The sequence below is a fragment of the Streptomyces sp. NPDC049040 genome (assembly GCF_043197715.1).
Taxonomy (GTDB): Bacteria; Actinomycetota; Actinomycetes; order Streptomycetales; family Streptomycetaceae; genus Actinacidiphila.
The window spans coordinates 402,556-415,134 of record NZ_JBICTO010000005.1 but is presented as its reverse complement, the minus strand read 5'-3'; the positions used below and the strand labels follow the sequence as shown (position 1 = coordinate 415,134).

Below are 12,579 nucleotides of genomic sequence, written 5' to 3'. Positions count from 1 at the left end.
CGCTCACCTCTCGTGGCCGCGGTGGCGCCGGCGCTTCGCCTCGGAGATCTCGCCTGCAATGGGAAGCCAGTAGTAGACGATGAAGGCGCCGATGGAGGCCAGGCCGAGCACCGGAATCAGAGCACCGAGCAGGGTTCCGGTGGCGAGCCAGACAAGGGCAAGCCGGAAGCGTCGGGTGACAGCTGTCACGCCGGCCTCATCGATGGTGTCGGTGAGCAGCCAGCGGTCGCGGCGGACCCACCACCAGATCGCGTTGAACAGCACGGCCAGGAGTTCGAAGGCGGCGCCGTGGAGGACGACTGCCGTGCGCTGCCCGTGTCCTTCGCGGAACGCCCCGGCCAGCACGGAGGCGGCGAACGGCAGGAACGCGATGTCCATCAGGACCAGCGTGTTCAGGAACAGCACGACCCGGTCGGCGCTGCGGATGTGGTCGAACATGATGTGGTGGTTGGCCCACACCTGCCCGATCAGCAGGAAGGTGAGGACGTACGCCAGGTAGGACGGCCAGAGCTTGCCGAGGCCGTCCAGCAGGTGGCGGGTGTCGTGCGGCGGCTGGATCTCCAGGACGAGCAGCGTGATGGAGATGGCGATCACACCGTCACTGAACGCGAGCACCCGGGAGGGGTCACGCTGCGTGCCGAAGGACGTCGCCCTGCCTCCTGGCCCACCCGATTCCTGCGTAGGTGCTGTCATCGTCCCAGCCTCCGGCACCGCACGCCCCTGCCCGCGCAACCACGCAGCGTTTCTCCGAAGACTGTCGCGGCCGGTGCCGTCCGGACTCTCCGGACCGCTGGTGCTGCATACGGCTCGCATCCGCCGACCCTGACGGCGGTCAGGGGCGGTCCCGGACGTCCCAGATCCGGCCGTTGTCAGGGCCGGTCAGCCGTCGCAGAAGCCCGGCGGCGGAGTCCTCGGGCCTGATGAGGGCGCCCTGCTCGTGACTGCGGAGGAGTTCTGGTGGATGGCGTCCCCGAGGCGGTCCTTGCCGTGGTCCCTGATCCACGCCTGCATGGCGGTGTCGACGGAGCCGGGCCGGTAGACGTTGGCGGTGACCCCGCTGCCGTCGAGTTCAGCGGCCAGGTTGAGGCGGTGGGCCTCGAGTGCGGCCTTGGTCGTGGCGTAGGCATTGCCGCCGATCATGAATCCCTGGGTTGGCCGCGATGCCGCTGGAGACATCGGCGATCCGTCCCCAGCCGCGCGAGAGCATGCCCGGCAGCAGTACGCAGGCGAGGGTCGCGGGCACGGTCACGTTGAGCTGGAACGGCCGCGCTCCATGCCGCGGCGCCCACTAGCGTGCTCGGGGCGAGCGGCTGGACGGTGGCGGCGTTGTTGACGAGGACGTCGATCGGACCCAGGTCCGCCTCGGCCCGGCTGACGACTTCGGCGACCGCGCCGGGGGAACCGGGGTCGGCGGGCGCGGCGACCGCCCGCCCGCCGCGTCCGCGCACCGGCTCGATCGTCTGTTCAAGCTCGTTCCCCGAGCGAGCCACCAGCACCTGCGCCCAGGTCTGCCAGGCCCAGCGCTATGGCGCGGCCGACCCCCCCGGCTTCGTCGAGGCAAGGCAGGACGACGTCGGCGGTGGGATTCACGATGGGTCGAGTCGGCTCGGAGGTTCGGGGCGGAGCGGAACGGGCGAACCGGTGGCGGGACGGGCCCGCGGCCAGGGCCCGGCAGCCGCCGGCACACCCTCCCGCTGCACGGCGTGGGCGAACTCGGCGACGCCTTCGGCGAAGCCCACTTCGGGCCGCCAGCCGAGTTCGCCGCGCAACCGGCCGGAGGTGGCGGTGATGTGCCGGACGTCGCCGAGCCGGTATGCGCCGGTGATCTCGGGGGCCGGTCCGCCATAGGCGGTCGCGAGGGCGGTCGCCATGTCCGCGATGGTGTGCGGAGTGTCGCTGCCGGTGTTGTACGCGCGCAGCACTCCGTCCGGGCGGCCTCCGACAGCCTCCAGCGCCAGGACGTTGGCTTCGGCCACGTCCCGCACGTGGACGAAGTCCCGCCGCTGGGCGCCGTCCTCGAAGACCTGTGGTGCCCGGCCGCGGGCGAGGGCAGAGCGGAAGAAGGAGGCGACGCCCGCGTACGGGGTGTCGCGGGGCATGCCGGGTCCGTACACGTTGTGATACCGCAAGGAGACGGCCCGACCGCCGGTGGCTCGGGCCCAGGCGGCGGCAAGGTGTTCCTGGGCGAGCTTGGTCGCGGCGTAGACGTTCCGCGGGTCGAGGGGGGCGTCCTCGTCGACGAGGCCCGGCTCCAGGTCGGCGCCGCACTGCGGGCAGAGGGGTTCGAAGCGTCCGGCATCCAGGTCGGCCACCGAGCGCGGCCCAGGGGTCATCCGGCCGTGCCGCGGGCAGTCGTAGCGTCCCTCCCCGTAGACGACCATGGATCCGGCGAGCACCAGGTCCTGGACGCCGGCGCCGGCCATGGCCGCGAGGAGGTGCGCGGTGCCGAGGTCGTTGCAGCCGACATATCCCGGGGTGTCGGCGATGTCCTTGCCCAGACCCACCATGGCGGCCTGGTGGCAGACCGCCTGGACACCGCGCAGCGCCCGGGACAGGGCCTCGGGGTTCCGCACGTCCTCAGCGATGAACTCGGCAGTCCCGGCCGGCGGTCGAGCCGGCCGGACGGCGTGGGCGGTGGGCAGCAGGGCGTCGAGGACGACCGGTTCGTGGCCCTGGGCAGCGAGTGCGGCAACGATGTGGGAGCCGATGAAGCCGGCGCCGCCGGTGACAAGTACGCGCATGGATCGGACCCTAGGGTGACACGCGGTCCAGCGGACCGCTGTCACCGAGGGCACCACCGGTTCGTAAGGATTTCACCTGCTGTTCCCGCCGGCCGCCCGCCGGCTGCGGAACGCAAGGAGCAGGCCGGACAGAGCGAAGAGCACGGCGCTGATCAGCAGCCAGCGGCCGAAGAACACCCTGGGCGACAGCAGAGTCGCATTCCGGTACTGCGTCCCGGCGTCCTGGGAGATCAGCGGCCAGTAGACAAGCAGCAACAGCAGGGACAGGAAGGCGGGGACACGGACGTGGTTGACCACCGCGATCCGTGGCTGCGATCCCGGGCGGCGGCCTCGCACCGCCTTGTGGAGCAGCCAGTCGGTGCCGCCGTACAAAGGCAGCAGCACCAGGTCGTGGATCAGTGCCGCGCCGACGACCCACTTCACCACGCCCCACCAGTCGCCCTCCAGCAGCCGGGTGATCGCGTATCCGCACAGGGCGAAGGAGGCGAGCAGGACCAGCAGGTGGAGGACGGACTCGCCGTACACGGCGCGGAACAGGCGTTTCATGCGCGCTCCTCGAAGTCTGTTGCGCCGAAGGTCAGTCGGCGGACCCATTTGGTGTTCATCACGCCCGGGGCGTCCGGCACGATGATCCGGGCGGGGCGGCCATGGTCGGGGGAGAGCTCGGCGCCGTTGACCCGCAGGGCGAGCAACGAGCGGCCGTCGCGGACCTGGTTGGCGCGCAGCGCCACCGCCCGGAAGGACCCGGCCAGCTGCACGGACTCCACGAAAACCCCTGGCGGGTCGCCCTCGTGCCCCACGAGCGCGGCGAGGTCCCGCAGCCGTACGCCCTCCCAGTGCTGGTTGTCCGTGGACCATCCCTCGACGCAGGCGATGGGCAGCGCGGAGCGGTACTGGGGCAGGTGCCGGAGCTGGTCGAGGGTGAGGGTGACGCTGCGGCCGGTCGCCCCACGGACGGTCAGCCGCCAGTTCTCGGCCATGTCCTGCGGGCGGACGTGCGCGGTCACCGCAGGCTTGTTGACCGGGAAACCGTTGGGGCCGTCGCCCGGCCGGCGGCCGTGCGGTGCCAGCAGCGCGGTCTCGCGCAGAGGTCCGCCGATGCTCTGGCCGGCGGTCACCAGGAAAAGCACGAATGAGCCCAGTCCGACCATGCCCAGAGCACCGCGCCTCGACATCGTGGGTTCTGCGGGGTGGGTCGACACCAGGCCGCTGTCGTCCGCGGGTTCTGGCTCCGTCCGGGAGGTCGGTGTGCGCAGTTCCGCGCGGAAGTCCCGGCTTCGCAGGGCTCGCACGGCCCGGGGCATGCGCAGCGCGACGTGGGCGAACACCGCCCCCACGAAGACCCACGCACCGTAGAAGTGCAAAGGGTAGAAGGACCCCGGGAATATGTAGTCCAGCTGCACGTTCAGCAGGCCGGTGGTGAACTCGAAGATCCCGCCCCCGACAAGCAGCAGCAGCGACAGCCGGTCCAGTGCGTGCCCCACCGACCGCACCGGTGGCAGCGTGAAGAGCTTCGGCACCACCGACCAGAGCTTGGCCAGCAGCACCGGGACCAGCACCACACCGAGCGTGACGTGAATCCCCTGCGTGAGGCGGTAGAGCCAGTACGGGTGGGTGGGCCAGGAGAACAGGTAGAAACCGAGCAGGCCCTTGCCAGGTGTCTTGTCGTTGATGTGCGACAACCCGGGGTTGTACGCGGCGTACGACAGCAGGCCTGTGGTGAACAGCAGCGGGATACCCAGGAGCAGCACCAGCCCGAAGACCGCTGTGAGCCACGGGCCACGCAGCGGACTGCGCCAAGGGCCCGCGGGAATGCGGGAGGAGACTTTCATGCCTGACGACACTAGGGCCGGGAAGAGAGCCTCCCGGGTCGGCAAATCATGACGAAACTCTGACGTCCTGTCCGGCCACGGCCGGAGCGGGCGGGCGTCTGCCGAGGGTGCGACGCGTGAGTCTCTCCCCCTCCCCGTTGCACGGCACCAGCCCGCACCCATCTGACGACGGCGGCCGAGTGGCCCCTTCCGCCCGGCGTCCTGACTTTGCTGGCGGCCGCCGCGGCAGGGCTGTTCTTCCTGCTCATGGCGCGTATCCGGGCCTGGCTGCAGCACGGCAGCCATCCGCTCAAGGCGCCGTGGCCGCCGCTGGATGCCTGGTGGCGGCCACATGCTGGAAGGGCGCTCCGAGCCGTGATGCCTGACCCAGGTCGGCGACGCGAGTACCCGACTCCCGTGCTCCGCTGAGCTCCGCGGCCACGGTCGGGTGCCGGGAGAGCCGGTGGACGGTGACGAGCCGGCCGCCAAGTGCGGTGAGTTCTTCACGTCCGGGGACGGAAAGCATTGGCTGGACGGCCAGTTCGAGCAGGTCGGATTCGTCTTGGAGGAGTTGTTCGAACCTGCCGGCTACTTTGCACCCGACGCCAAGCGCGTCCTGGGCGGCTACCCCCGGCTCGTGCCCGAGGACACCACCAAGTGCGCGACCGCGGCGCCCGACCAGACGCAGCTGCCGTTCGCCGGCATCCCCCAGCATGCCCTGCCCGTCCTGGACGAGATCCAAAAGCGGCTGAACGACACCATGAAGAAGGCCGCCGCCGACACCGAAGGCGGCGCCGCCGGCTTCGTCGACCTCTACGCCCACACCGGCGCCAACACGGCTTGTGACGGCGCCGACCCGGGCATCGGCGGCCTCCTGGAGGACTCCCAGATCGGCAGCGAAGAGGCCAAGATCCCCGGGTACGCGCACCCCGATACCAAGGGCCGCGGGGGCATCCTCGGCATGGATCTTCGTGTTGGGCCGGCCGGCTGGAGAACCCGTTCGCAGATGGCCTGCCCGTGACCGGGGCGTCGGAGTGCCCGTAGTGCAGGGCACGCCCTCGGCATCAAGAGATCCGGAGAACTTCGGCCTGCCCGAGACCGACGGCGGCAAGGGCACGGAGGCGGTGGACAAGGAGGTGCGGGCATTCGCGTCGGCCGTGCTTCACGCGCGCTGCGACGTCGGACCGTCGGCCTGCCGGCGCATGGACCGGTGAGGACCGGACACCGCTGGGCGCGAAGTCGTCACGCTGCGACAGAACGTCTGCCCGCGACAGCCGGGGCCAGGGGAGGTACCCGTGTGTGCTCAGTCGGAGAGGTGCGCGAAGACGACGGTGTTGCCGTCGTAGGAGTGGGTGCGGGGGTTCCAGCCGCTGCAGGTGATCAGGCGCAGCTCCGGGTCTGGGGTGTTGCCGTAGACGTCGAGGGTCGGGAAGGCGGCCTTCGCGTAGGAGCGGACTGCGTCCACGGTGAAAACGGCGACCTTGCGGTCGGCTCGGGTGACGCGGATCCGCTGGCGGGGCTTCATCGCGCCGAGCCGGTAGAAGACCGCGGGCCCGGTGGCGTGCGAGTCGACGTGGCCGAGGATGACCGAGGGCCCGGCCTGACCGGGTGCCCGGGAATCGTGGTACCAGCCCGCCTGTAGAGGCTTGGCGGGGACCTCGATGGTGCCGTCCTTGTTCAGTCCGAGGTCGAGCAGCGTGGAGTGGATGCCGACCGAGGGGATGTCCAGGACGGTCGGCCGGGACGCCCCCGGCGCGGGTGTCGGGCGGGCCGTCGCCGGCGCGCTCGGCGGCGCCATAACCGTCATGTCGTGCCGCGGCAGCTGTCCGGCTGCGGCGGGGCCGGGCTGGGGCGGCGGAGCGCTCCCGCCGGTGGTGCCGGCGAGGACGGCGACGGTACCCGCGGCGACGCAGGCCACCGCGAGCACGACGAGGAGGATCGCCGTGCGTCGCGGGTGGCCCGCCGAGGTGGGAGGGGTCGTCATCGGCCGGCGGTGCCCCGTCGGCGCAGCGCCCAGCCCCCGGCGCCGAGGCCGAGCAGCACGGCGGCGGCACCGCCCGCGGCCATGCCGGCGTCGGTGCGGCCGCCCTGGGTGGCGCCGTCACCGGTGTCGGCGGCGCCTGACGGCATCGAGGACATCTGGGAGGCGGTGAACGCCCCACACAGCGCGGGGTCGGTGGCCTCTGCCGGCAGTGTCTTGTCGAGTTCGCTGGCGCCGAGGACGTTGTCGTAAGCGCCGTTGCCGTTGTAGTCGATGCCGTGCACGACCAGGACGGCCCTGCCGGACTTGAGGTTGGCGGCGACGTCGTCGCTCACCTCGATCGTGCGGTGGTAGGAGACGGTCGAACCGGCCGGGAAGCGGTCGACGGCCAGCGCGCTCTTGTCGGTGCTGTCGCCGCTGGTGGTCAGCGAGGTGCCGATCATCCCGTAGTCCTTCATGGCGTCGGCGACGTCGATCGAGGGGTGCCCGTTGTGGTCCACCGCTTCGGACGGCTTGGGGCAGGCCCCGCCGCCGTCGACGTGGATGTGCATGGCGTGCGGGGACTTGCCGCCGGCGAGCCCTGACGCGGTGACGGTGATCTTCGCGGTGTTGCCGGAGAGCTGGACCATCGCCTTTCCGCTGCCGGTGACGTGATTGGCCGTCACCGGGTCCAGAGCGGCCTGGTAGGTCGTCCAGGCGGCATCGGCGTCCTGCGGTGCCGCCCAGGCAGCCGCGGGGAACGCCAGGGGTACGGCGGCCACTGCCATCGCGGTCGCGACTCGTGCGCGGGTGGATCGCATGCTGGTTCTGCCCTTCGCTCGCGGAGACCGGAGGACCGAATTGACGCCGGCCGGGCGGCCGGAGGCGGGTGTGCCTCCACCCGGTCCTTCGGAGTGGCCGCTGTCACGGATTGGTCAGCCGTGGCCAGAGGTTGAGTTCCATGCCCGCACGGGCGGGGTCCGCATGCGGGCCCGGGTGATCGATGGTCACATGGGAGGACGCAGGAGGACGGTGCCACCGGCACGTCCCGCGACCGAGGTGGGTGATGGCGTCTGGTGCGCACCGACAGCGCCGGTCTCGCGTACCCGTCGGAGGACCTGGACAAGCTGATGGCCTGGGTCGCGGTCGGCGACCGAGACGCCTTCGACCCGCTGTACGACCTGGCCAGCGGCCCGGTGCTCGGCCTGGCCCGCCGGATCGTGCGGGACCCGGCGCAGGCCGAGGAGGTCATGCAGGACGTGCTGGTCGAGGTGTGGCGCACCGCGGGCCGCTTCCGGCCGGAACAGGGCAGCGCGCTGACCTGGATCATGACGCTCGCCCACCGCCGCGCGGTGGACCGGGTGCGGTCCGCGCAGGCGAGCGCCGACCGGGAGGTGCGAGCCGCGCGACTGGGGGCCGAGCGCCCCTTCGACGAGGTGAGCGAGCAGGTGGAGCTGCGCATGGAGCAGCAGCGAGTGCGGCGCTGCCTCCGGCGGCTCACCGACATCCAGCGCGAGTCGGTGGTCCTGGCCTACTACGACGGGCTGACGTGCGCGGAGGTGGCCCACGACCTGTCGATCCCGCCGAGTACGGTCAGGACCCGGCTGCGCGACGGGCTCATCCGGTTGCGGGACTGCCTGGGGGTGTCGTCGTGAACGACGCCGCAGCCCACACCTCGACCGGGGCGTACGTGGTGCACGCGCTGTCCGACCGTGAGCGGGAGCGCTTCGAGCAGCACATGGAACACTGCGAGGCATGCCGGCGTGAGGTGGCCGAGCTGGAGGCCACCGCGGCGGAGCTGGGTGCCGCCGCTGCGGTTCCGGAGTCGGAGCCGCAGCCCGCGGGCACGAAGCAGGCGGTGCTGCGCCGGGTCGCGGCCACCGAGCAGGAGGCGCCCGTCTGGGTGCCGCAGCAGCGGGTGCGGAGGTTCCGCGGGCGGGTGGCCGCGCTCGTGACGGCGGCCGCGGTGGCCGCCGCGGCGACGCTCGGCGGGGTGGCGGTGTGGCAGCACGAGGTCGCCGTCGACGCCCGGGACCAGCGGCACAGCGTCGAGCAGCAGGCGGCGGGCCAGCAGGCGGCCATCGCGGACGTGCTGTCCGCCTCCGACACCCAGCTGAGCTCGCAGCGGCTGGCCGATGGGGGGGTGGCCAGCGTCGCCGCGTCCCGCAGCCGCGACTCGGCGGTCTTCATCGCGGACGGGCTGCGGGAGCTGCCGCGGGGCCGCGCGTACCAGGTCTGGTTCACCGGGTCCGGTGCGGCGCGGTCGGGAGGCGTCCTGCCCGGCGACGACGCCCGGCAACTGCGCCTGCTGGACGGCCCGGTGGCCGGGGCGAGCGATGTCGACCTGACCGTCGAGCCGGCCGGCGGGTCGCCGCAGCCCACCACCCCGTCGCTGGCGACGATCCGGCTGCCGGGCTGAGCGCGGCGGCCAACTCCCGCCGGGGGACAGCCCGATCGGCCCGCACGCCGACCGCGTGCTGCCCGCCGGCATGTACGGCCGGGTGCACCAGCGAGATCCCGGGCCGGCTCCGAATCACCTGTACAAGGCCGCGCACGCAGCCGGCGCCCCACCCGCCCTCCGGGGGCGGAAACCCTCCGCAGGACGTGAAGGACCACCGGCGAACTGCGCCCGATCCGAGGGAAGGAGGTGCGTCCGGATGGCCGGCACCATGCGTACGCGTCGCCTCACAGCAGGAAAGCCGGCCGCAACGATCCCCGTCCGAGGCAGCTCCTACGGGAAAGCCCATTCCCCTGCCTCAGCTCCGGCAGGCACCCCGGGCGGCCGGCACGCCGACCGGCGGGCACGGGCCGGCGCCGCGACCGGCCTCCCCCACGGTCCGCAGGCGGCCGCCGCCGCCCGAAGGGCCGCCGCGGCTTACGTCGACCACCTCTCACCGCCGCCGGCAGCCGACCGCAGGCAGGACGTCCTGCTCGTGGTGTCGGAGCTGGCCACCAACGCGGTGCGCCATGCGGCAGGGCCGCACGCGCTCACTCTCGCCGCCGACCACGGTGTGCTGGACGTCGCGGTCAGCGACCACTCCGCGACTCCGCCGCACCGGCGCCGCCCGGACCGCACCGACGGCACCGGGGGGATGGGCCTGGGCCTGATCCGCCAGCTCGGCGGCGCCCTGTTCGTACGGAACACCCGCGACGGCAAGTGCGTCCACGCCGTCCTCAGGCTGCGCCCCTCCCCCGTATGAGACGGGCGGCTCGGCCGCCGCCACCCCGCCCCCGCCGGCGCGCGCCCCACCGGGCCCACGCCGGCGGGGGTTTCCGCCTGGGCGGCACCGGAGGCGGGCGCACGGCCGGGCGCACGCCTGCGTACCGCCGGACTCACGGATCTCCGCCATGTGAGACGGATGTCCACGATGAGGGACACCGCCGCACACCGGCAGCGCTTTGCCGCAGCAGCGCCGAATAAGGGGCGTGCTGCCCGAGCGCCGACTCCCGCGAGGGAGACGGCGGGGTTCCGGCAACCGGCACGGAGCGGCACCGACACTCTCGAAGGGAGACCGGGTGATGGGAAAACAGGTCGAAACACTGCCACGCGGCACGGCCGGGAGCACCCCGGCGCAGCAGACGCACGCCGCCCGGGTCGCCGCCGCGGAACAGGGCTTCGGCGCGCTGCTGGCCGACGTGATGCACGTCGACGAGGTCGCGGCCGACAGTCACTTCTTCAACGACCTGGGCGCGGACTCCATGGTGATGGCGCACTTCTGCGCGCGGGTCAGGAAGACCGAGGACCTGCCGCCGGTGTCCATCAAGGACATCTACCGGCACCCGACCGTCGCCCGCCTCGCGACCGCGCTCGTGGGCTCCGCCCCCGCCCGACCGCCTCAGCGGCCGGAGCGCGATCCCGCCCCCCGGACCCGCCGGACGGCGCCCGCGCCCCCGTCCGGGACGGCCCGCTACGTGCTGTGCGGGGCGCTGCAGCTGCTCGCCTTCCTCGGCTACTCCTTCCTCGTGGCCCTGCTCACCGTCCAGAGCTACACATGGATCGACGCAGGCTCCGGCGCCGCCGAGGTCTAGCTGCGGTCGGTCCTGTTCGGGCTGGCCGGCTTCGTGGGCCTGTGCGCGCTGCCCGTGCTGGCGAAGTGGGTGCTCATCGGCCGGTGGAAGCCGCGGCGGATCGACCTGTGGAGCCTGGACTACGTCCGCTTCTGGATCGTCAAGACCCTGGTCCGCTCCGATCCGCTGGTGCTGTTCGTCGGCTCACCGCTCTACACGCTCTACCTCCGCGCCCTCGGCGCGAGGATCGGCAAGGGCGCCACGATCTTCACGCGGAACGTCCCCGTCTGCACCGACCTGCTCACGGTCGGCGCGGGAAGCGTGATCCGCAAGGACTCGTTCCTCACCTGCTACCGGGCCCGTGACGGCCGGATCGAGACGGGGCCCGTGGCCCTCGGCGAGAACGCGGTCGTCAGCGAGGCCGCGGTGCTCGACATCGGGACCCGGATGGGCGACGGCGCCCAGCTCGGCCATGCCTCGTCCCTGCACGAGGGGCAGACGGTGCCCGACGGCGGGCACTGGCACGGGTCGCCGGCCCAGCCGACCGACGTGGACTACCAGGCCGTCGCCCCGGCCCGCTGCGGTTCGCTGCGCAGGGGCCTGCACAGCGTCGTCCAGCTGCTGAGCGTCCTGCTCGTCTACATCCCGCTGACCGTCGGCGGCATCGGCATCCTGCTCGCGCAGGCCCCGAACCTGGCGTCGGTCGCCCGGCCCGGCACGACCGCGCTGACGCACGGGACGTTCTACGGCGAGGCCCTCGCGGTCTCCACGGTGCTCTTCTTCGGCGCCCTCGCCCTCGCCCTGCTGGTGACGGGTACGGTCCCGCGCCTGTTGAACCGGGCCCTGATTCCCGGCCGGATCTACCCCCTCTACGGATTCCACTACGGGGTGCACCGGGTGATCGCCCTGATGACCAACCGGAGGTTCCTCACCCGGCTGTTCGGCGACAGTTCGGCCGTCGTGCACTACCTGCGGCGGCTGGGATACGACCTGTCCCGGGTCGAGCAGACCGGGTCGAACTTCGGCACCGAGGTGCGGCACGAGTCCCCGTTCATGAGCGCGGTCGGCAGCGGGACCATGGTCGCCGACGGCCTGGCGGTCAACAACACCGACTTCTCCAGCACCTCCTTCCGGGTGCGGCGGACCCGGATCGGTTCCCGCAGCTTCCTGGGGAACCGGATCGCCTATCCGACCCGCAGCAGGGTCGGGGACGACTGCCTGCTCGCGACGAAGGTGATGGTCCCGATCGACGGGGAGGTCCGCGAGGGGGTCGGCCTGCTCGGCTCGCCCTCCTTCGAGATCCCGCGCTCGGTCCTGCGGGACAGCCGCTTCGACCGGCTCAAGAGCAGCGAGGAGCTGCGCCGGCGCCTGCCCGCCAAGAACCGGCACAACGCGGCCACGATGGCGTGGTACCTGCTCGTGCGGTGGATGTACTTCGTCCTGGTCACGCTGATCTTCTGGGTCGCCGCGGACCTCTACGACTCGGTCGGCGTCACCGCCGTCGCCCTGGCCAACGTCATCGCGGTCGTATTCAGCGCCGCGTACTTCGTGCTGGTGGAACGGGTCGTCACCCTCCTGCACCCGCTCAGCCCGCTGTTCTGCTCGATCTACGACATCCGCTTCTGGCGGCGTGAGCGCTTCTGGAAGGTGCCGTCCGAGACGTACGTGCGGGCGTTCAACGGCACGCCGTTCAAGAACCTGGTCTGGCGTCTGCAAGGCGTCCGCCTCGGCAGGCGGGTCTTCGACGACGGCTGCTCCCTGACGGAGCGCACACTCGTCACCATCGGCGACGGCTGCGTGCTCAACGCGGGAAGCGTCATCCAGTGCCACTCCCAGGAGGACGGCACCTTCAAGTCCGAACGCACCGTGATCGGTTCGGGTTGCACCGTCGGGGTGGGCGCCCTGGTGCACTACGGCGTCACGGTCGGCGACAGCGCGGTGGTCTCCCCCGACTCCTTCGTCATGAAGGGCGAGACGCTCCCGCAGGGCGCCCGTTGGGGAGGCAATCCGGCACGACCCCTCCGATCGGCCGAGGACGGTGAACGCAGGTGACCACGAC

12 protein-coding genes and 2 pseudogenes are annotated in these 12,579 nt (G+C 72.1%); 6 read left to right on the top strand and 8 right to left on the bottom strand.

The genetic code is table 11. The features are described 5' to 3' along the window. Positions 1–3 precede the first annotated feature (3 nt). From ACGFMP_RS17585 to ACGFMP_RS17560, 6 genes and pseudogenes are all read right to left on the bottom strand, one after another. Positions 4–693 (bottom strand): TMEM175 family protein, encoded by a 690-nt coding sequence (locus ACGFMP_RS17585; RefSeq protein ID WP_393673292.1) that lies wholly within the window; start codon positions 691–693, stop codon positions 4–6. A gap of 186 nt (positions 694–879) precedes the next feature. Then, positions 880–1,218 (bottom strand): annotated as a pseudogene (locus ACGFMP_RS17580) (SDR family oxidoreductase); the annotation flags it as partial. Continuing rightward, positions 1,137–1,490 (bottom strand): SDR family NAD(P)-dependent oxidoreductase, encoded by a 354-nt coding sequence (locus tag ACGFMP_RS17575; protein WP_393673347.1) that lies wholly within the window; start codon positions 1,488–1,490, stop codon positions 1,137–1,139. The gene ACGFMP_RS17575 and the pseudogene ACGFMP_RS17580, both read right to left, overlap by 82 nt. 96 nt (positions 1,491–1,586) lie before the next feature. After that, positions 1,587–2,741, bottom strand: coding sequence for an NAD-dependent epimerase/dehydratase family protein (locus tag ACGFMP_RS17570; protein WP_393673291.1), 1,155 nt, complete (start codon positions 2,739–2,741; stop codon positions 1,587–1,589). A 72-nt stretch (positions 2,742–2,813) separates the two neighbouring features. After that, the gene (locus ACGFMP_RS17565) at positions 2,814–3,287 is read right to left on the bottom strand and encodes a hypothetical protein (RefSeq protein ID WP_393673290.1); all 474 of its coding nucleotides are present in this window, start codon (positions 3,285–3,287) and stop codon (positions 2,814–2,816) included. Next, on the bottom strand, positions 3,284–4,573 hold the full coding sequence (locus ACGFMP_RS17560; protein ID WP_393673289.1) for a molybdopterin-dependent oxidoreductase: 1,290 nt from the start codon (positions 4,571–4,573) through the stop codon (positions 3,284–3,286). The genes ACGFMP_RS17565 and ACGFMP_RS17560 overlap by 4 nt, the downstream gene beginning before the upstream one ends. Before the next feature lie 442 nt (positions 4,574–5,015). Here ACGFMP_RS17560 and ACGFMP_RS17555 point away from each other — a divergent pair, with 442 nt between their 5' ends. Then, the gene (locus ACGFMP_RS17555; protein ID WP_393673288.1) at positions 5,016–5,573 is read left to right on the top strand and encodes a hypothetical protein; all 558 of its coding nucleotides are present in this window, start codon (positions 5,016–5,018) and stop codon (positions 5,571–5,573) included. A 22-nt stretch (positions 5,574–5,595) separates the two neighbouring features. After that, positions 5,596–5,766 (top strand): hypothetical protein, encoded by a 171-nt coding sequence (locus ACGFMP_RS17550; protein WP_393673287.1) that lies wholly within the window; start codon positions 5,596–5,598, stop codon positions 5,764–5,766. An 89-nt stretch (positions 5,767–5,855) separates the two neighbouring features. Here ACGFMP_RS17550 and ACGFMP_RS17545 read toward each other — a convergent pair whose 3' ends face one another. After that, positions 5,856–6,536 (bottom strand): class F sortase, encoded by a 681-nt coding sequence (locus ACGFMP_RS17545; RefSeq protein ID WP_393673286.1) that lies wholly within the window; start codon positions 6,534–6,536, stop codon positions 5,856–5,858. Next, complete coding sequence (locus tag ACGFMP_RS17540) at positions 6,533–7,333, bottom strand: hypothetical protein (protein WP_393673285.1); 801 nt, start codon at positions 7,331–7,333, stop codon at positions 6,533–6,535. The genes ACGFMP_RS17545 and ACGFMP_RS17540 overlap by 4 nt, the downstream gene beginning before the upstream one ends. A 252-nt stretch (positions 7,334–7,585) precedes the next feature. Here ACGFMP_RS17540 and sigK point away from each other — a divergent pair, with 252 nt between their 5' ends. From sigK to ACGFMP_RS17520, 4 genes and pseudogenes are all read left to right on the top strand, one after another. Next, positions 7,586–8,167, top strand: coding sequence for an ECF RNA polymerase sigma factor SigK (gene sigK, locus ACGFMP_RS17535; RefSeq protein ID WP_393673346.1), 582 nt, complete (start codon positions 7,586–7,588; stop codon positions 8,165–8,167). Continuing rightward, positions 8,164–8,931, top strand: a complete 768-nt coding sequence (locus tag ACGFMP_RS17530; protein WP_393673284.1) for an anti-sigma factor domain-containing protein — start codon at positions 8,164–8,166, stop codon at positions 8,929–8,931. Before sigK ends, ACGFMP_RS17530 begins: the two co-directional genes overlap by 4 nt. 238 nt (positions 8,932–9,169) lie before the next feature. Then, positions 9,170–9,712 carry an ATP-binding protein gene (locus ACGFMP_RS17525; RefSeq protein WP_393673282.1) on the top strand — a complete coding sequence of 181 codons (543 nt, stop codon included), beginning with the start codon at positions 9,170–9,172 and terminating at the stop codon, positions 9,710–9,712. Positions 9,713–10,031: 319 nt separating this feature from the next. Next, a pseudogene (locus tag ACGFMP_RS17520) lies at positions 10,032–12,572 on the top strand (Pls/PosA family non-ribosomal peptide synthetase). Positions 12,573–12,579 lie beyond the last annotated feature (7 nt).